Origin of the sequence: Streptomyces sp. NPDC005706, from assembly GCF_040631045.1 — a bacterium.
In the GTDB taxonomy this organism is placed as follows: domain Bacteria; phylum Actinomycetota; class Actinomycetes; order Streptomycetales; family Streptomycetaceae; genus Streptomyces.
In genome coordinates, this window is sequence record NZ_JBEXYS010000021.1 from 112,076 (window position 1) to 129,342 (window position 17,267).

Below are 17,267 nucleotides of genomic sequence, written 5' to 3' on the forward strand. Positions count from 1 at the left end.
GGCCGGAGGGCGTGAAGCCGGGCGCCCTACGACACCGGTCCCGCGACCACCGACACCGTCTTCGGCAGCGACGTGCCCGAGCCGTCGCGGCGCGGGTCCGGCTCCGGCAGCTCCACCGGGGTGCCGTTCTTCTGCGCCGCGCGCGCCGGGACGGGGCCTGCCCAGGCCAGCGACAGGCAGTCCTCGCCCTTCAGGAACCGCTGGCAGCGCACGCCGCCGGTGGCCCGGCCCTTGCGCGGGTACTGGTCGAACGGGGTCAGCTTGGCCGTCGTCTGCACCGAGTCGTCCAGCGTGCCGCGCGAGCCCGCCACCGTGAAGACCGCCGCGTCGGCGGCCGGGTCGACCGCGGTGAAGGAGATGACCTTGGCGCCCTCGGTCACCTTGATGCCGGCGATACCGCCGGCCGGGCGGCCCTGCGGGCGGACGATGGACGCCTGGAAGCGCAGCAGCTGCGCGTCGTCCGTGATGAACACCAGGTCCTCGTCGCCGGTGCGCAGCTCCACCGCGCCGACGATCCGGTCGCCCTCCTTCAGCGTGATGACCTCCAACTCGTCCTTGTTGGACGGGTAGTCGGGCACCACACGCTTGACGACACCCTGCACCGTGCCCAGCGCCAGGCCGGGGGACGACTCGTCCAGCGTGGTCAGGCAGACCACCGTCTCGTCGTCCTCCAGGGACACGAACTCCGCCAGCGGCGCCCCTCCGGACAGGTTCGCCGTCGCCGCTTCGGGCAGCTGCGGAAGGTCGACGACGTTGATCCGCAGCAGCCGGCCCGCCGAGGTCACCGCGCCGATCTCGCCGCGCGCGGTCGCCGGGACCGCCGAGACGATCACGTCGTGCTTCACGCGCCTGGCGCGGGCCGCCTCGGCGAACGGCTCGTCGGTCGCCGTACGGGCCAGCAGCCCCGTCGAGGACAGCAGCACCCGGCACGGGTCGTCGGCGACCTGGAGCGGCACGGCGGCCACCGGCGCGCCCCCGGACTCCAGCAGGACCGTACGCCGGTCGGTGCCGAACTTCTTCGCCACGGCGGCCAGTTCGGCCGAGACCAGCTTGCGCAGCTCCGCGTCCGACTCCAGGATCCGGGTCAGCTCCTCGATCTCCGCGGTGAGCCTGTCCTTCTCCGCCTCCAGCTCGATGCGGTCGTACTTGGTGAGCCGGCGCAGCGGCGTGTCGAGGATGTACTGCGTCTGGACGTCGCTCAGCGAGAACCGCTCCATCAGGCGCTGCTTGGCCTGCGCGGAGTTCTCGCTGGACCGGATCAGCCGGATGACCTCGTCGATGTCGACCAGAGCGGTGAGCAGGCCCTCGACCAGGTGAAGCCGGTCGCGCCTCTTGCCGCGGCGGAACTCGCTGCGGCGCCGGACCACGTCGAAGCGGTGGTCGAGGTAGACCTCCAGCAGCTCCTTCAGACCCAGCGTGAGCGGCTGGCCGTCGACCAGGGCGACGTTGTTGATGCCGAAGGACTCCTCCATCGGCGTCAGCTTGTAGAGCTGCTCCAGGATCGCCTCCGGCACGAAGCCGTTCTTGATCTCGATGACCAGGCGCAGCCCGTGCTCACGGTCGGTGAGGTCCTTGACGTCGGCGATGCCCTGGATCTTCTTGGAGTTGACCAGGTCCTTGATCTTGGCGATGACCTTCTCCGGGCCGACCGCGAAGGGCAGCTCGGTGACGACCAGGCCCTTGCGGCGGGCGGTCACGGGCTCGACGGTGACCGTCGCCCGGATCTTGAACGTGCCGCGTCCCGACGCGTACGCGTCCCGGATGCCGTCCAGGCCGACGATCCGGCCGCCGGTGGGCAGGTCGGGGCCCGGGACGTGCTTCATCAGCGCGTCCAGGTCCGCGTTCGGGTGCCTGATCAGATGGCGGGCCGCCGCCACGACCTCGCGCAGATTGTGCGGAGGCATGTTGGTCGCCATGCCGACCGCGATGCCCGAGGAGCCGTTGACCAGCAGGTTCGGGAAGGCGGCGGGCAGTGCCACCGGCTCCTGCTCCTGGCCGTCGTAGTTCGGCGCGAAGTCGACCGTGTCCTCGTCGATCGACTCGGTCATCAGGCTCGTCGCCTCGGTCATCCGGCACTCGGTGTACCGCATGGCGGCCGGCGGGTCGTCGTTGCCCAGGGAGCCGAAGTTGCCGTGGCCGTCCACCAGCGGGACGCGCATCGAGAAGCCCTGCGCCATGCGCACCAGGGCGTCGTAGATCGACGAGTCGCCGTGCGGGTGCAGCTTGCCCATGACCTCGCCGACGACGCGGGCGCACTTCACGTAGCTCCGCTCGGGACGCAGGCCCATCTCGTTCATCTGGTAGACGATCCGGCGGTGCACGGGCTTGAGTCCGTCACGGGCGTCCGGCAGGGCGCGCGAGTAGATGACCGAGTACGCGTACTCGAGGTAGGAGCCACGCATCTCGTCAACGACGTCGATGTCGAGGATCCTCTCCTCGTACGAATCGTCGGGCGGCGGGGTCTTCGTGCTGCGGCGGGCCATCGCTGCCGGCTCCTCCAGATTTCTGTTCGCTCGGGGTTGACGGATCTGACGCGGACCATTGTGGACCGCGGCACTGACAACCCGGGCCGCGACCCGGTCCCCCGCGGTGCGGCCCAGTGCCGGGAAGCCCTCCCACGGCACGCGGGACGCAGGCTACGCGATCCGCTGTGGGCGTACGTCCGGCGGGAACTTCGCCGAGGCTCCGCACGCTTGCATACAGTGGCAGGACCGGCAGGAAAACCGCGGTTTCCATCAACCGCCTCCGCTCGCGAAGGGACGTACATGCCCATGGGTCACACGACCACAGCCGAGGCAGGCTCCGGGGGCCTGACAGCGACCGAGCACCGTCTGGCCAACGGTCTGCGCGTGGTGCTCTCCGAGGACCACCTGACCCCGGTGGCGGCGGTCTGCCTGTGGTACGACGTCGGCTCCCGCCACGAAGTCAAGGGACGCACCGGCCTGGCTCACCTTTTCGAGCACCTGATGTTCCAGGGCTCCGGCCAGGTCACGGGCAACGGGCACTTCGAGCTGGTGCAGGGCGCCGGCGGCTCGCTGAACGGCACCACGAGCTTCGAGCGCACCAACTACTTCGAGACCATGCCCGCCCACCAGCTGGAGCTCGCCCTCTGGCTCGAGGCCGACCGCATGGGCTCCTTGCTGGCCGCCCTGGACGAGGAGTCCATGGAGAACCAGCGGGACGTCGTCAAGAACGAGCGCCGCCAGCGCTACGACAACGTCCCCTACGGCACCGCCTTCGAGAAGCTGACCGCCTTGGTCTACCCGGAGGGCCACCCCTACCACCACACGCCGATCGGCTCGATGGCCGACCTGGACGCGGCCACCCTGGAGGACGCGCGCCAGTTCTTCCGGACGTACTACGCGCCCAACAACGCGGTGCTGTCCGTGGTCGGCGACATCGACCCGAAGCAGACCCTCGCCTGGATCGAGAAGTACTTCGGCTCGATCCCCGGCCACGACGGCAAGCCCGCGCCCCGCGACGGCTCGCTGCCGGAGGTCATCGGCGGCCAACTGCGCGAGGTCGTCGAGGAGGAGGTCCCGGCGCGCGCCCTGATGGCCGCCTACCGGCTCCCGCACGACGGCACGCGCGACGCGGACGCGGCGGACCTGGCCCTGACCGTGCTCGGCGGCGGCGAGTCCTCCCGTCTGTACAACCGGCTGGTGCGCCGCGACCGTACGGCCGTCGCGGCGGGCTTCGGTCTGCTGCGGCTGGCCGGCGCGCCCTCGCTCGGCTGGCTGGACGTGAAGACCTCCGGTGACGTCGAGGTCCCGGTGATCGAGGCCGCGATCGACGAGGAGCTGGCCCGGTTCGCCGAGGAGGGCCCCACGCCCGAGGAGATGGAGCGCGCCCAGGCCCAGTTGGAGCGCGAGTGGCTGGACCGGCTCGGCACGGTCGCCGGCCGCGCCGACGAACTGTGCCGGTTCGCCGTCCTGTTCGGCGACCCGCAGCTCGCCCTGACGGCCGTCGAGCGCGTTCTGCAGGTGACCCCCGAGCAGGTCCAGGAGGTGGCCAAGGCCCACCTGCGCCCGGACAACCGCGCGGTCCTCGTGTACGAGCCCAAGTCCCCGGAGGCCGTCGAGGACGCGGACGTCCCCGAGGACCCGGAGGCCGAAGCGACCGTTGAGGGCCGACACGACAACGAGGAGACGGCCAAGTGAGCGAGCTCGCCCCGATGGACTTCCACCCCCAGCCGCAGCCGGGCGAGGCCAAACCCTGGGCGTTCCCGGCCCCCGAGCGCGACACGCTGGACAACGGCCTGACCGTGCTGCGCTGCCACCGCCCCGGCCAGCAGGTCGTCGCCGTGGAGGTGCTGCTCGACGCGCCCCTGGACGCCGAGCCGTCCGGCCTGGACGGACTCGCCACGATCATGGCGCGGGCCTTCTCCGAGGGCACCGACAAGCACTCGGCCGAGGACTACGCCGCCGAGCTGGAGCGGGCCGGCGCCACGCTCGACGCGCACGCCGACCACCCCGGCGTCCGGCTCAGCCTTGAGGTGCCGGCCTCCCGCCTGGCCAAGGGCCTCGGCCTGCTCGCCGACGCCCTGCGCGCCCCCGCCTTCGCGGAGAGCGAGGTCGAGCGGCTGGTGCGCAACCGGCTGGACGAGATCCCGCACGAGCTGGCCAACCCCTCCCGCCGCGCCGCCAAGGAGCTCTCCAGGGAGCTGTTCCCGGCCACCGCGCGCATGTCGCGGCCGCGCCAGGGCACCGAGGAGACGGTCGAGAAGATCGACGCGGCCGCGGTCCGTGCCTTCTACGACCGGCATGTCCGTCCCGCGACCGCGACCGCGGTCGTGGTCGGCGACCTCACCGGCACCGATCTGGACGCCCTGCTCGCCGACACCCTGGGCGCCTGGACCGGCACCCCCGCCGAGCCGCGCCCGGTGCCGCCGGTGACCGCCGACGACACCGGCCGGGTCGTCATCGTCGACCGGCCCGGCGCCGTCCAGACGCAGCTCCTCATCGGCCGGATCGGCCCCGACCGGCACGACCGGGTGTGGCCCGCCCAGGTGCTCGGCACCTACTGCCTCGGCGGCACGCTCACCTCCCGCCTGGACCGCGTCCTGCGCGAGGAGAAGGGCTACACCTACGGCGTGCGCGCCTTCGGGCAGGTCCTGCGGTCCGCCCCGGACGGCACCGGCGCCGCGATGCTCGCCATCAGCGGCTCCGTGGACACCCCGAACACCGGCCCGGCGCTCGACGACCTGTGGAAGGTGCTGCGCACCCTCGCGGCCGAGGGCCTGACCGACGCCGAGCGGGACGTCGCCGTGCAGAACCTGGTCGGGGTGGCGCCGCTGAAGTACGAGACCGCGGCGGCCGTCGCGAGCACCCTGGCCGACCAGGTCGAGCAGCACCTGCCCGACGACTTCCAGGCGACGCTGTATCAGCAGCTCGCGGCCACCGGCACCGTGGAGGCCACCGCGGCGGTCGTCAGCGCCTTCCCGGTGGACGGCCTGGTGACGGTCCTCGTCGGTGACGCGGCGCAGATCAAGGAGCCCGTGGAGGCGCTCGGCATCGGCGAAGTCACCGTCGTCGCCGCCGAGTAGCGGCCGGACGGCGTCACGCGCGCGTGGGGACCTCGCGGCCGACGGGCCGTCAGGTCCCCCTCGTGTGTGCGGTCCTTCCCGAAACGGGTGAACCGTCCTTGTTCAGATGTCCGAATTGGGGCAGAGGTTGCCTGTCTGCCCTGTGGGATGCGCTACAAAATCACGGATTCGTTTGGGCGCCGGGGACCGGCCCGCTTAGCGTCTTCCGGGCTGTCCGTCAGGCAGTGCGCCGCGTCCGCGGCACCGGACAGTCATCGCCGAGTCCCCGTACGGCGCGAGCCAGGGGAGCCGGGGACCCATCGCAGTCCCTGGGGTGAATCGGACGCCCGCGCGCGAGCGAGGGGGTCCGTAGGAGACCTTCCTGCTCCGAACCCGTCAGCTAACCCGGTAGGCGAGAGGGAAGGAAAGGACCAGCCACTTCATGGCGTTCATGTGCGCCTCCGGGAAGCACCGCAAGCCCGGCCGCGTCAAGCGCACCACCGCTCAGGCGGCGGGTGTCGCAGCCCTCACCACCACCGGTGTCATCGGCACCCTCGCGGCCTCGCCGGCGCTCGCCGCGGAGAAGCCCGTCGAGCAGACCGGCCTCACTCCGGTGATCAGTGTGAGCGACGACGTCGCCGAGCAGATCGACGAGCAGGCCGCCGCTCAGACCCAGGCCGCCGAGCGGCAGGCGGCCGAGGAGGCCGCCGCCAAGGCGGCCGCCGCCGAGGCGAAGAAGGAACGCGAGGCCGCGGCGCGCGCCGCCCGTGAGGCCGAGCGCAAGCGCCTGAACGCCTTCGTCGCCCCGATCGTGCACTCGTACGTCTCCACGGCCTACCAGGCCAGCAGCTCCCTGTGGTCCTCCGGCTCGCACACGGGCATCGACTTCCACGCCGCCAGCGGCACCTCCGTGCACGCGGTCGGCGCCGGCACCGTCGTCTCCACCGGCTGGGGCGGGGCGTACGGCAACGAGATCGTGATCCGGATGGCCGACGGCATGTACACCCAGTACGGGCACCTGTCGTCCATCGGAGTCACGGTGGGTCAGAAGGTGATTCCGGGCCAGCAGATCGGCCTGTCCGGCGCGACCGGCAACGTCACCGGCCCGCACCTGCACTTCGAGGCCCGTACCTCCCCCGACTACGGCTCGGACGTCGACCCCATCGCCTACCTCCGCAAGCACGGCGTGCACGTCTGACCCCGTCCCGCGCGGACATCCGAAAGCCCCGGCTCACCGAGCCGGGGCTTTCGCGGTTTTCAGCTATGCGTGACGGCGCGGTCGGCCAAAAAATATGCATGGATTCCGGCCCGCCGTCGGAAATTCCGCTCCCTTGGAATAGAGTCACGGATCAACACGTCCATCGTCGGCGTTTCACGGGGATCAAGGCGGAGGTCGGTCATGCGTATTCCGGCGCACTCGGTGTGCACGGCGATCCGGGACGACATCGTCGCGGGTGTCCATGAGCGAGGCGGCCGGCTCACCGAGGAAGTCCTGGCCCGCCGCTACGGCGTCTCGCGCGTCCCCGTCCGTGAGGCGCTGCGCACCCTGGAGGCGGAGGGCTTCGTGGTGACCCGGCGGCACGCGGGCGCGTGCGTGGCCGAGCCGACCGAGCAGGAGGCCGCCGACCTGCTGGAGATGCGCATGCTCCTGGAGCCGCTCGGCGCCGCCCGTGCCGCCCAGCGGCGTACCGAGGCCCATCTGAAGGTGCTGCGCGGCCTGGTCAGGCTGGGGCAGGAGCGGGCCAGGAGGGGCAACAGCGAGGATCTGCGCGCGCTGGGGGGCTGGTTCCACGAGACGCTCTCCCAGGCGTCCGGCAGCCCTTCGCTGACGTCGATGCTGACCCAGCTCCGGCACAAGATCGCCTGGATGTACGCGGTGGTGGCCCCGCCGAGCCCGGTGGACTCCTGGGCCGAGCACGGCGCGATCGTGGACGCGGTGGCGCGTGGCGACGGCGAACGCGCGCGTGCCGTCACGGCGCTGCACACTGAGCGCGCGACGGCCGCGCACCGGTTGCGTTTTTCCGGCGGCGGGGGTCGCCCGGACCGTGTGAGGACTTCGCAACACGTTGTAAACATGTCGAGCCCGCGTAATTAACACGGGGGCCGTATACAAAGAAGAGGGAATTTCGGGGCGGGGTATTTCCGGTGCCCGGATTTCCCGCGCACCGGAATAATCGGTGAAACACCGGAGCCGTGCCGCCCGGAAAGGACGGCACGGCTCCGGTGTTTCTCGTGAGCCAGGGCTCAGACCGTCTCGGGCAGTTCCTCGAGGCCCTCGGCGACCAGCTTGGCCAGACGGTCCAGGGCGATGTCCGCGCCCTCGGCGTCGGAGGCGAGGACGATCTCCTCGCCGCCCTGGGCGCCCAGACCCAGGACGGCCAGCATGGAGGCCGCGTTGACGGGGTTGCCCCCGGCCTTGGCGATCGTCACCGGGACGCCTGTGGCCGTGGCGGCTCGGACGAAGATGGAGGCGGGGCGGGCGTGGAGGCCCTCGGCCCAGCCGACGTTGACGCGGCGCTCAGCCATGTGTTGCTGCCCTTCGGTGTTCAGGGTTGTCTAGACCAGTTTCCCATATCGTGAAGCGTGCCCCGGGCGGTCCTGCGTCCCGCCGCGGTGCCGCCGCCGGATCGCGGCCTCGATCCGGCTTGTCGCCCTCCACAGACTGCCTCGCGACGTCGCCGTACGCGAGCCGTACCCTGGGGCCCATGCAGAGCCCGGCGGACCGGCAGGACCGGCACGAGTACCCCGCTCACTGGGAGGCGGACGTGGTGCTGCGCGACGGGGGCACCGCGCGCATCAGGCCCATCACCGTTGATGACGCCGACCGCCTGGTCAGCTTCTACGAGCAGGTCTCGGACGAGTCGAAGTACTACCGCTTCTTCGCGCCGTACCCGCGTCTGTCCGCCAAGGACGTCCACCGCTTCACTCACCACGACTTCGTGGACCGGGTGGGACTCGCGGCCACGATCGGCGGCGAGTTCATCGCCACCGTACGCTACGACCGCATCGGCACCGACGGCATGCCCGCGTCCGTGCCCGCGGACGAGGCCGAGGTCGCCTTCCTGGTCCAGGACGCCCACCAGGGCCGCGGCGTCGCGTCCGCGCTGCTGGAGCACGTCGCGGCCGTCGCGCGCGAGCGGGGCATCCGGCGCTTCGCCGCCGAGGTGCTGCCCGCCAACACCAAGATGATCAAGGTGTTCACGGACGCCGGGTACACCCAGAAGCGCAGCTTCGAGGACGGCGTCGTACGCCTGGAGTTCGACCTCGAGCCCACCGACCGCTCGGTCGCCGTCCAGCGCGCGCGGGAGCAGCGCGCCGAGGCCCGCTCGGTCCGCCGGCTGCTGGCGCCCGGCTCCGTCGCCGTCGTCGGCGTCGGCCGCACGCCGGGCGGCGTCGGCCGCGGCGTCCTCGGCAACATCCGGGAGGCCGGCTACCGGGGCCGGCTGCACGCCGTGAACAGCGCCTTCACCGAGGACCTCACGGAGGTCGACGGGGTGCCCGCGCACCGCTCGGTGCGGGACATCGACGGGCCCGTGGACCTCGCCGTCGTCGCCGTCCCGGCCGAGCACGTGCCCGCCGTCGTCGCCGAGTGCGGCGAGCACGGGGTGCAGGGGCTGGTGGTGCTGTCCGCCGGATACGCCGAGAGCGGGCCCGAGGGGCGCGAGCGGCAGCGTGCCCTGGTGCGGCAGGCGCGCGCGTACGGCATGCGGATCATCGGCCCCAACGCCTTCGGGATCATCAACACCGCGCCCGGAGTCCGGCTGAACGCCTCACTGGCCCCGGAGATGCCCAGGCCCGGCCGCATCGGCCTGTTCGCCCAGTCCGGCGCCATCGGCATCGCCCTGCTGTCCCGGCTGCACCGGCGCGGGGGAGGGGTCACGGGCGTCACGGGCGTGTCCACCTTCGTGTCGTCCGGCAACAGGGCCGACGTCTCCGGCAACGACGTCCTCCAGTACTGGTACGACGACCCCGAGACCGACGTCGCCCTCATGTACCTGGAGACCATCGGCAACCCGCGCAAGTTCAACCGCCTGGCCCGGCGCACGGCCGCGGCCAAGCCGCTGCTCGTGGTGCAGGGCGCCGGATCCGCGCCGCAGGGACACGCCGTACGGGCGACGCGGCTGCCCCACGAGACCGTGTCGGCGCTGCTCCGGCAGGCCGGCGTCATCCGGGTCGACACGATCACCGAGCTGGTCGACGCCGGCCTGCTGCTGGCCCGGCAGCCGCTGCCCGCCGGGCCCCGGGTGGCGATCCTCGGGAACTCCGAGTCGCTGGGCCTGCTGACCTACGACCGCTGCCTCGCGGAGGGGCTGCGGCCCTCGCCCCCGCTCGACCTGACCACCGGCGCGACGGCGGAGGACTTCCACCGCGCGCTGTCGAGGGCCCTGGCGGACGACACCTGCGATGCGGTCGTGGTCACGGCGATCCCGGCGATCGGGGAGGGTTCGCCGGGCGACGCAGAACTGGCGGAGGCGCTGCGGTCGGCGGCCTCCGGGGTGTCCGGCAAGCCGGTGCTCGTGGTGCACGTGGAACTCGGCGGGCTCGCGGAGGCGTTGTCCGCCGCGGCCAGCACCGCACCGCAGGCCGCCGCGCAGGCTCCGGGCGCGGCCGGCACCGCACCGCAGGCCGCCCCACAGGCGGGCGCCGCGAACGCAGCACCCCGGCCCGCGCGGGCACCCGGCATCCCGGACGGCACCGGTCCGGTCCACCCCGCGCAGCGACCGCCGGCCGCGGTGCCCGACGCGCCCGGCGCTCCCCGGGAGGACGGGACCCGCCTCATCCCCGCCTACCCCGCCGCCGAACGTGCCGTCCGCGCCCTCGCCGAGGCCGTGAAGTACGGGCAGTGGCGGCGCGAGGCCACCGACCCCGGCAAGGTCCCGGAGTACGAGGACATCGACGAGAAGGGCGCCGCCGAACTGATCGGCGTCCTGCTCGAACGCGGGCAGGGGCTCACCCTCGGGGAGGCGGAGACCTGCGAACTGCTCGGCAAGTACGGCATCCCGGTCCGCCGAGCGCTGCCCGCGCCCACCCCCGACGCCGCCGCCGAAGCCGCCCGCGCCCTCGGCTACCCGGTGGCCCTCAAGGCCACCGCCCCGCACCTGCGGCACCGCGCCGACCTCGGCGGCGTACGCCTCGACCTCGCGAACGAGGAACAACTGCGCCGCTCCTACGCCGAGTTGACCGAGCTGTTCGGAAAGCCCGACGAGCTGCGGCCGGTGGTGCAGGGCATGGCGCCCAGGGGCGTCGACACGGTCGTACGCGCGGTGATCGACCCGGCGGCCGGCGCCGTGCTGTCCTTCGGGATCGCCGGGGCCCCCTCGCAACTGCTCGGGGACATGGCGCACCGGCTGGTCCCGGTCACCGACCGGGACGCGACCTCGCTGGTGCGCTCCGTCCGCACGGCACCGCTGCTGTTCGGCTGGCGCGGCTCCACGCCCGCGGACACCCCCGCGCTGGAGCGGCTGCTGCTGCGCGTGTCCCGGCTGGTGGACGACCATCCCGAAGTGGTGGCCGTCACCCTCGAGCCGGTCGTCGTCGCCCAGCGGGGCGTGAGCGTCCTCGGCGCCACCGTGCGCCTCGCGCCGCCGCCCGCCCGCGACGACCTCGGCCCGCGCACCATGCCCGCGTACTGAGCGGGGGAGCGGCCGGGCCGCCGGCCGGCGCCCCTCGTACCGCCCTCCCCGCGCGCGGGGAGGCGGGCCACCGCGGCCGTCGGCGACTGGCCCGGACCGCCCTTGCCCACGGATTAGGATGGACGCCATGGCCAAGACCAGTACGACGACCCAGGGGCTGCGCGCGGCGATCGAGCGCAGCGGCTACTACCCGGCCCTCGTGGCCGAGGCGGTGGAGGCCGCCGTGGGCGGCGAGCCCATCCGGTCGTACCTGGTCCACCAGGAGACGACGTTCGACCAGAACGAGGTGCGCCGGCACGTGACCGTGCTGGTCCTCACCGGCAACCGCTTCATCGTCAGCCACACCGACGAGCAGGCCGCCGACAGCACCTCCCCGACGCCGTACGCCACCACCTCCACGGAGTCCGTGAAGCTCGGCCGGATCTCGTCCGTCGTGGTCAGCCGGGTGGTCGCCAACCCGGAGCAGTACAAGCCGGGCACCCTGCCCCGCGAGATCGTGCTGACCATCGGCTGGGGCGCGGTCAGCCGCATCGACCTGGAGCCCGCCGCCTGCGGCGACCCCAACTGCGAGGCCGACCACGGCTACACGGGCAGCTCCACGGCGGACGACCTCAGCCTGCGGGTGAGCGAGGCGGGCGACGGCCCCGAGACGGTGCGCCAGGCGCTCGCCTTCGCACAGGCCATCTCCGAGGCGACCGCGGACCCCACGCGCTGATGGCGCAGATCTCCGCCTGGGACCACCCGGAGCCACTCGCCCTGGACACCGCGCCGCTGCCCCAGTACGGCAGCGGCTCGCTCGCCGACCTGCTGCCCACCCTGGCCGCGGGCCTCGGCGTCCCCGGCATGACCGCCACGATCGGGGAACTGACCCCGGCCGACCGGGTCTGCGTCTTCCTGGTCGACGGGCTCGGCTGGGAGCAGCTCAGGGCGCACCCCGACGAGGCCCCCTTCCTGAACTCGCTGCTCGGCAGCTCGCGCGGCGGCACCGGCCGCCCGCTCACGGCCGGCTACCCGGCCACCACCGCGACCTCCCTGGCCTCCGTCGGCACCGGCCTGCCGCCCGGCGCGCACGGCCTGCCCGGTTACACCGTGCGCAACCCCGCCACCGGCGAGCTGATGAACCAGCTCCGCTGGCAGCCGTGGGCCCCGCCGCGCCCCTGGCAGCCGTATCCGACGGTGTTCCAACTGGCCCACGACGCCGGAGTGCACGCCGCCCAGGTGTCCTCGCCGGCCTTCGCGAGCACCCCGCTGACCAAGGTCGCGCTGAGCGGCGGCACCTTCCACGGCAGGCTCACCGGCGAGGACCGCATGGACCTCGCCGCCGAGCAACTGGCCGCCGGCGACCGCTCGCTGGTGTACACCTACTACGCCGAAATGGACGGCGCCGGGCACCGCTACGGCGTCGCCTCCGACACCTGGCGCGGCCAGCTCATGAACGTCGACCGGCTCGCCCAGCGCCTCGCCGAGCAGCTTCCGCCGCGCAGCGCGCTGTACGTCACCGCCGACCACGGCATGGTCGACGTGCCGTTCGACGAGGAGCACCGGATCGACTTCGACGAGGACTGGGAGCTGGGCGCCGGCGTCGCCCTGCTCGGCGGCGAGGGCCGGGCGCGGCACGTGTACGCGGTGCCGGGCGCCGAGGCCGACGTGCTGACCGTCTGGCGCGAGGTTCTCGGTGAGCAGTTCTGGGTGGCCTCGCGGGACGAGGCGATCGAGGCCGGCTGGTTCGGGCCGGGCGTCGACGAGCGCGTGTACGCGCGGCTCGGGGACGTGATCGCGGCCGCGCACGACGACGTCCTGGTCATCGCCTCCGAGCGGGAGCCCAAGGAGTCGGCGCTGGTCGGCAACCACGGCTCGATGACCCCCGCCGAGCAGCTCGTCCCGCTGCTCGAAGTACGCTCCTGAAACCCCCTGCCCGTCCCCGCCGAAAGGTGCTCATCCCCTCATGCCCGAGCTGGTGTTCTTCTCCGGAACCATGGACTGCGGGAAGTCGACGCTGGCTCTGCAGATCGAGCACAACCGCTCCACGCGCGGCCTCGTCGGGGTGATCTTCACCCGGGACGACCGCGCGGGCGAGGGCAAGCTGTCCTCCCGGCTCGGCCTGGTCACCGACGCGGTGGAGGTAGAGGACGGCCAGGACCTGTACGCCTACCTCGTCGACCACCTCTCCCAGGGCGGCCGCGCGGACTACGTGATCGCGGACGAGGCCCAGTTCCTCGCGCCGGAGCAGATCGACCAGCTCGCGCGCGTGGTGGACGACCTCGGCCTGGACGTCTACGCCTTCGGCATCACCACCGACTTCCGCTCCAAGCTCTTCCCCGGCTCCCAGCGGCTGGTGGAACTGGCCGACCGCATAGAGGTGCTCCAGGTCGAGGCCCTGTGCTGGTGCGGCGCCCGCGCCACCCACAACGCCCGCACGGTGGGCGGCGAGATGGTCGTCGAGGGCGCCCAGGTGGTCGTCGGCGATGTCAACCACGCGGCGGGCGAGATCGGCTACGAAGTGCTGTGCCGCCGACACCACCGCCGCCGCATGACCGCCGCGACGTCCCGCGCGGCGGCCCTGTCCCCGGACGTACTGCCGGTCACGGCCGACTGACCCCGTCCAGGAGGCGAAGCGCCTCCCTGCCGGTGCTTCAGCCGATGCGGGCTCCAGCGCCGCCGACCCGGACGCGCGGGTCGCCCGCGCGCAGCGTCACCGTGAGCTCGCCGGGGCGGCCGAGGTCCTCGCCCTGGTGCAGGGTGAGGACGGCGTCCTCGGGGACCAGGCCCAGCTCGCGGGCGTACGCACCGAACGCGGCGGCCGCGGCGCCGGTCGCCGGGTCCTCGACGACGCCGCCGACGGGGAACGGGTCTCGGACGTGGAAGACGGTGGCCGACTCCCGCCACACCAACTGCACCGTGGTCAGGTCCAGGCGGTGCATCAGCGCTTCGAGGCGCGCGAAGTCGTACGCGAGATCCGCGAGGCGGGCCCGCGTCGCCGCCGCGAGGACGAGATGGCGGGCGCCGGCGAATGCGATCCGGGGCGGGAAGACCGGATCGAGATCGGCGGCCGGCCAGTCCAGCGCGGCGAGCGCCTCCGCAAGGTCGACACCGGCGATCTCCTCTACGTGCGGCTCGACACTGGTGAGTGTGGCCCTGACCGTCCCGCCCTCCTCGGTGACCTCCACCGGCACGGTGCCGGCGGGCGTCGCGAACACCAGCTCCCCGGGGCCGAGCCGCTCGGCGAGCGCGACGGCGGTCGCGACGGTGGCGTGCCCGCAGAACGGCACCTCGGCCTTGGGACTGAAGTAGCGGATGCTGTACGTCCGCCCCTCGGGGCCGTCCAGCCCCTCCGGAGGCGCGGTCAGGAACGCCGACTCCGAGTATCCGAGGCCGGCGGCGATGGCCAGCATGTCGCCGTCGCCCAGACCGGTGGCGTCAAGCGACGCCGGCGGGGTTGCCGCCGGCGGGGTCATTGGAGAAGGCGGTGTAGCGCAGTACCTCGGGCAGCGCGGTGTTCGTCGTCATGGTCGCGTCAACACGGGGCGGGACATGGCCTATTCCACAGAGCACGTGGACCGCCCTCTGTGCCGACCGGACACTCCGGGCAGGTCTATGGCGATCGAGGCGCTCGGAATTCCCGTGCTGAGCTTCTGCCGAGACGTCTCACCGGCACGGCGAAGCACGATCTGACGGGGGCGCGGACGCCCGCCCGTGGGCGGGGACCCGCAGAGGCCGTGTAGAGGACCCGGCGGCCATCGGTTAGGTGACGTCGGTCTGGAGGTCGTCGTCCCGGTCGGGCTTTCGCTCTACGAGGTCCTCGGCGCCGGCCAGTCGTCCCACGCCGACCTGCGTGCGGGAGCGGCCCGGCTCCTGGAGATCGAGTACGCCCTGTCGGCCAAGGGTGACCGCCGCTGCCTCGTGCTGTCCGGGCCGGCCGGGGAGGCCTGGTCCGCCCAGGCCGTCCGGGACGTGTTCGGTGTCGACGTCATCTGGCGCACCTCGGCCGGCTGGGACGGAAGCGAGGCGAAGGCGGCCCTGGGCGGCGGTGAGTAGGGACGCCGGGCGGGCAGGGCTCAGTGCGGATCCTCGACCACCGAGAACACCGCCCCCTCCGGGTCCGCCACCGTGGCGACCCGGCCGTGCGGGCTGTCGTGGGCCGGGTCCAGGATCCGGCCGCCCAGTTCGGTGACCTGAAGCAGCGTTTCCCCGGTGTCGGCGACCTGGAAGTACGTCAGCCAGTGGGCGCCCCGGTCGCCGGGCAGGGCATGGCCCAGGCCGCTCAGGCCGGCCACCGGCTGTCCGCCGGCGCGCAGGGTCACGTGGTCGGAGTCGGCGGAGATCTCCGGCTCCTCCTCGTAACCGAACACCGTCTCGTAGAACTTGGCCACGGCGGTGGTCTCGAAGGTGAGCAGCTCGTTCCAGGCGGGGGTGCCCGGGACGCCGCTGATCGACGTGCCGAGGTGGGCCGCGCCCAGCCAGATGCCGAACACCGCCCCGGAGGGGTCGGCGGCGATGGCCATCCGCCCGGCCTCGGCCGCGTCCAGCGGGCCCACGGCCACCGTGCCGCCGCACAGGCGTACCTGGTCGGCCGTGGCGTCCACGTCCCGCGAGGCGAAGTACGGCGTCCAGGCGACCGGCAGCCGGCGGTCCGGCGGCAGGTGGCCGATGCCGGCCACGTCGTGGCCGTCCAGCAGCGCCCGCACATACGGGCCGAGCTGCTGCGGGCCCGGCCGGAACTCCCAGCCGAACAGCGTCCCGTAGAACCTCTCGGTCGCGGCCAGCCCGTGCACCATCAGGCTCACCCAGCAGGGTGTGCCGGGCGCGCGCCGTGCGTGCGGGCCGGCCGACTCCCGTGCCTCGGTCATCGATCACTCTCTCCCCGGCCCTCACGGGGGCCGTGTCGGTTCCGCTTGCCGGAGGGGTGCCGCCCAAGCGCGCACACCCGTGCCGGTACCCGCGTCCTCCGGGGTGGCACGCCGGGCCGCGCCGACCGCCCGGGGCACGGGGAAGGATGTCTGCTCCGCCGTCTCCCGCCGCTTCCTGACGATGGCCGGCGAGTGTCCGACAGTTGTACAGCCTGTGCCCGATCCCGTACGCCGGGTGATCGGACCTGTCCGGCGGGAGAGTAGCCGGACCTGGACGCCGGGGCCACCCCTGACGTAAGGATGACGCCATGACAGCCATCATCAGCGCGACCGAACTGGCCCACGAGATCGAGGGGGAGACCCCGCCCGTCCTGCTCGACGTCCGCTGGCAGCTCAGCCTCGCGAAGGCGGCGGGCGAACCGGCGTTCGACGGCCGGGCCGAGTACGCGGCCGGGCACATCCCCGGCGCGGTCTTCGTCGACCTGGACCGGGAGCTCGCCTCTGCTCCCGGGGAGGGTGGCCGCCATCCGCTGCCCGACCTCGCGGAGTTCGGCGCGGCCATGCGCCGCGCGGGTGTGTCGGCCGCCCGGCCGGTCGTCGTGTACGACGGCGGGGTGGGCTGGGCCGCCGCGCGCGCGTGGTGGCTGCTGCGCTGGACGGGTCACCCGGACGTGCGGTGTCTCGACGGCGGGTTGCCGGCCTGGCAGGGCCCGCTGTCGACCGGGACGTCCGAGCCGGCCGAGGGCGACTTCCGGCCCACGCCCGACCCCGCCGGGCTGCTGGACGCGGACCAGGCGGCCGCCCTGGCCGGCTCGGGTGTACTGCTGGACGCGCGCGCGGGGGAGCGGTACCGCGGTGAGGTGGAGCCCATCGACCGGGTCGGCGGCCACATCCCGGGCGCGGTGTCGGCACCCACGACCGAGAACGTGGGGCCGGACGGCCGGTTCCTGTCCGCGGCGGACCTGCGGGACCGCTTCAAGGCCCTGGGGGTGTCCACGGACGCTCCGGTGGGCGTCTACTGCGGCTCGGGCGTGTCGGCCGCCCAGGAGGTGCTGGCGCTCGCGGTCGCGGGCATTCCGGCGGCCCTGTACGTCGGTTCCTGGTCGGAGTGGTCCTCGGACCCGTCCCGCCCGGTGGCGGTGGGCCCGGACCCGCGGTAGGCGACGACACGCGGGCGACGAGAAGTGGGGGGCCTCAACTGGAGCTCCTGGTCCCGGGTCGGCATGTCCTCCCGCATGAACGACGTCCTCATCCAGGAGCTGG

General features: G+C 73.1%; 13 protein-coding genes, 1 pseudogene and 1 riboswitch. Of the genes and pseudogenes, 10 read left to right on the plus strand and 4 right to left on the minus strand.

Annotated features, from left to right (window positions below; genetic code table 11):
* Positions 1-26: 26 nt before the first annotated feature.
* Complete coding sequence (locus ABZ478_RS27720) at positions 27-2,483, minus strand: DNA topoisomerase IV subunit A (RefSeq protein WP_359553390.1); 2,457 nt, start codon at positions 2,481-2,483, stop codon at positions 27-29.
* A 282-nt stretch (positions 2,484-2,765) separates the two neighbouring features.
* Between ABZ478_RS27720 and ABZ478_RS27725 the strand changes: the two genes are divergently transcribed.
* From ABZ478_RS27725 to ABZ478_RS27740, 4 genes are all read left to right on the plus strand, one after another.
* The gene (locus ABZ478_RS27725) at positions 2,766-4,160 is read left to right on the plus strand and encodes a pitrilysin family protein (protein ID WP_359553392.1); all 1,395 of its coding nucleotides are present in this window, start codon (positions 2,766-2,768) and stop codon (positions 4,158-4,160) included.
* Complete coding sequence (locus ABZ478_RS27730) at positions 4,157-5,545, plus strand: pitrilysin family protein (protein WP_359553394.1); 1,389 nt, start codon at positions 4,157-4,159, stop codon at positions 5,543-5,545. Before ABZ478_RS27725 ends, ABZ478_RS27730 begins: the two co-directional genes overlap by 4 nt.
* A 245-nt stretch (positions 5,546-5,790) precedes the next feature.
* Positions 5,791-5,954, plus strand: a riboswitch (cyclic di-AMP (ydaO/yuaA leader).
* A gap of 12 nt (positions 5,955-5,966) precedes the next feature.
* The gene (locus ABZ478_RS27735) at positions 5,967-6,722 is read left to right on the plus strand and encodes a M23 family metallopeptidase (protein WP_359553396.1); all 756 of its coding nucleotides are present in this window, start codon (positions 5,967-5,969) and stop codon (positions 6,720-6,722) included.
* A gap of 201 nt (positions 6,723-6,923) precedes the next feature.
* Positions 6,924-7,619, plus strand: coding sequence for a GntR family transcriptional regulator (locus ABZ478_RS27740; protein ID WP_359553398.1), 696 nt, complete (start codon positions 6,924-6,926; stop codon positions 7,617-7,619).
* Positions 7,620-7,768: 149 nt separating this feature from the next.
* Here ABZ478_RS27740 and ABZ478_RS27745 read toward each other — a convergent pair whose 3' ends face one another.
* Positions 7,769-8,050 (minus strand): HPr family phosphocarrier protein, encoded by a 282-nt coding sequence (locus tag ABZ478_RS27745; RefSeq protein ID WP_359553400.1) that lies wholly within the window; start codon positions 8,048-8,050, stop codon positions 7,769-7,771.
* 179 nt (positions 8,051-8,229) lie between these two features.
* Between ABZ478_RS27745 and ABZ478_RS27750 the strand changes: the two genes are divergently transcribed.
* From ABZ478_RS27750 to ABZ478_RS27765, 4 genes are all read left to right on the plus strand, one after another.
* Positions 8,230-11,157 (plus strand): GNAT family N-acetyltransferase, encoded by a 2,928-nt coding sequence (locus ABZ478_RS27750; RefSeq protein ID WP_359553402.1) that lies wholly within the window; start codon positions 8,230-8,232, stop codon positions 11,155-11,157.
* Between the two features lie 118 nt (positions 11,158-11,275).
* The gene (locus ABZ478_RS27755; protein ID WP_199212309.1) at positions 11,276-11,872 is read left to right on the plus strand and encodes a DUF5998 family protein; all 597 of its coding nucleotides are present in this window, start codon (positions 11,276-11,278) and stop codon (positions 11,870-11,872) included.
* Positions 11,872-13,062, plus strand: a complete 1,191-nt coding sequence (locus ABZ478_RS27760; RefSeq protein WP_359553404.1) for a nucleotide pyrophosphatase/phosphodiesterase family protein — start codon at positions 11,872-11,874, stop codon at positions 13,060-13,062. The genes ABZ478_RS27755 and ABZ478_RS27760 overlap by 1 nt, the downstream gene beginning before the upstream one ends.
* 40 nt (positions 13,063-13,102) lie before the next feature.
* Positions 13,103-13,753 (plus strand): thymidine kinase, encoded by a 651-nt coding sequence (locus tag ABZ478_RS27765; RefSeq protein ID WP_358936626.1) that lies wholly within the window; start codon positions 13,103-13,105, stop codon positions 13,751-13,753.
* A gap of 37 nt (positions 13,754-13,790) precedes the next feature.
* Here ABZ478_RS27765 and ABZ478_RS27770 read toward each other — a convergent pair.
* A pseudogene (locus ABZ478_RS27770) lies at positions 13,791-14,664 on the minus strand (PhzF family phenazine biosynthesis isomerase).
* A gap of 186 nt (positions 14,665-14,850) precedes the next feature.
* Between ABZ478_RS27770 and ABZ478_RS27775 the strand changes: the two are divergent.
* A complete protein-coding gene (locus tag ABZ478_RS27775; protein WP_359553406.1) occupies positions 14,851-15,192 on the plus strand; it encodes a hypothetical protein in 342 nt (113 codons plus the stop codon).
* Between the two features lie 20 nt (positions 15,193-15,212).
* Here ABZ478_RS27775 and ABZ478_RS27780 read toward each other — a convergent pair whose 3' ends face one another.
* Complete coding sequence (locus ABZ478_RS27780; protein ID WP_359553408.1) at positions 15,213-16,004, minus strand: VOC family protein; 792 nt, start codon at positions 16,002-16,004, stop codon at positions 15,213-15,215.
* 308 nt (positions 16,005-16,312) lie between these two features.
* On the opposite strand from ABZ478_RS27780, the gene ABZ478_RS27785 reads away from it, so the two are divergent.
* Positions 16,313-17,164, plus strand: coding sequence for a sulfurtransferase (locus ABZ478_RS27785; protein WP_359553409.1), 852 nt, complete (start codon positions 16,313-16,315; stop codon positions 17,162-17,164).
* Positions 17,165-17,267: the final 103 nt, after the last annotated feature.

Excerpts from the sequence above, each read along its gene's own strand:
- ABZ478_RS27720 (WP_359553390.1), bottom strand. The coding sequence starts at position 2,483 with ATGGCCCGCCGCAGCACGAAGACCCCGCCGCCCGACGATTCGTACGAG.
- ABZ478_RS27725 (WP_359553392.1), top strand. The coding sequence starts at position 2,766 with ATGCCCATGGGTCACACGACCACAGCCGAGGCAGGCTCCGGGGGCCTG.
- ABZ478_RS27735 (WP_359553396.1), top strand. The coding sequence starts at position 5,967 with ATGGCGTTCATGTGCGCCTCCGGGAAGCACCGCAAGCCCGGCCGCGTC.
- ABZ478_RS27740 (WP_359553398.1), top strand. The coding sequence starts at position 6,924 with ATGCGTATTCCGGCGCACTCGGTGTGCACGGCGATCCGGGACGACATC.
- ABZ478_RS27745 (WP_359553400.1), bottom strand. The coding sequence starts at position 8,050 with ATGGCTGAGCGCCGCGTCAACGTCGGCTGGGCCGAGGGCCTCCACGCC.
- ABZ478_RS27750 (WP_359553402.1), top strand. The coding sequence starts at position 8,230 with ATGCAGAGCCCGGCGGACCGGCAGGACCGGCACGAGTACCCCGCTCAC.
- ABZ478_RS27755 (WP_199212309.1), top strand. The coding sequence starts at position 11,276 with ATGGACGCCATGGCCAAGACCAGTACGACGACCCAGGGGCTGCGCGCG.
- ABZ478_RS27760 (WP_359553404.1), top strand. The coding sequence starts at position 11,872 with ATGGCGCAGATCTCCGCCTGGGACCACCCGGAGCCACTCGCCCTGGAC.
- ABZ478_RS27765 (WP_358936626.1), top strand. The coding sequence starts at position 13,103 with ATGCCCGAGCTGGTGTTCTTCTCCGGAACCATGGACTGCGGGAAGTCG.
- ABZ478_RS27780 (WP_359553408.1), bottom strand. The coding sequence starts at position 16,004 with ATGACCGAGGCACGGGAGTCGGCCGGCCCGCACGCACGGCGCGCGCCC.
- ABZ478_RS27785 (WP_359553409.1), top strand. The coding sequence starts at position 16,313 with ATGACAGCCATCATCAGCGCGACCGAACTGGCCCACGAGATCGAGGGG.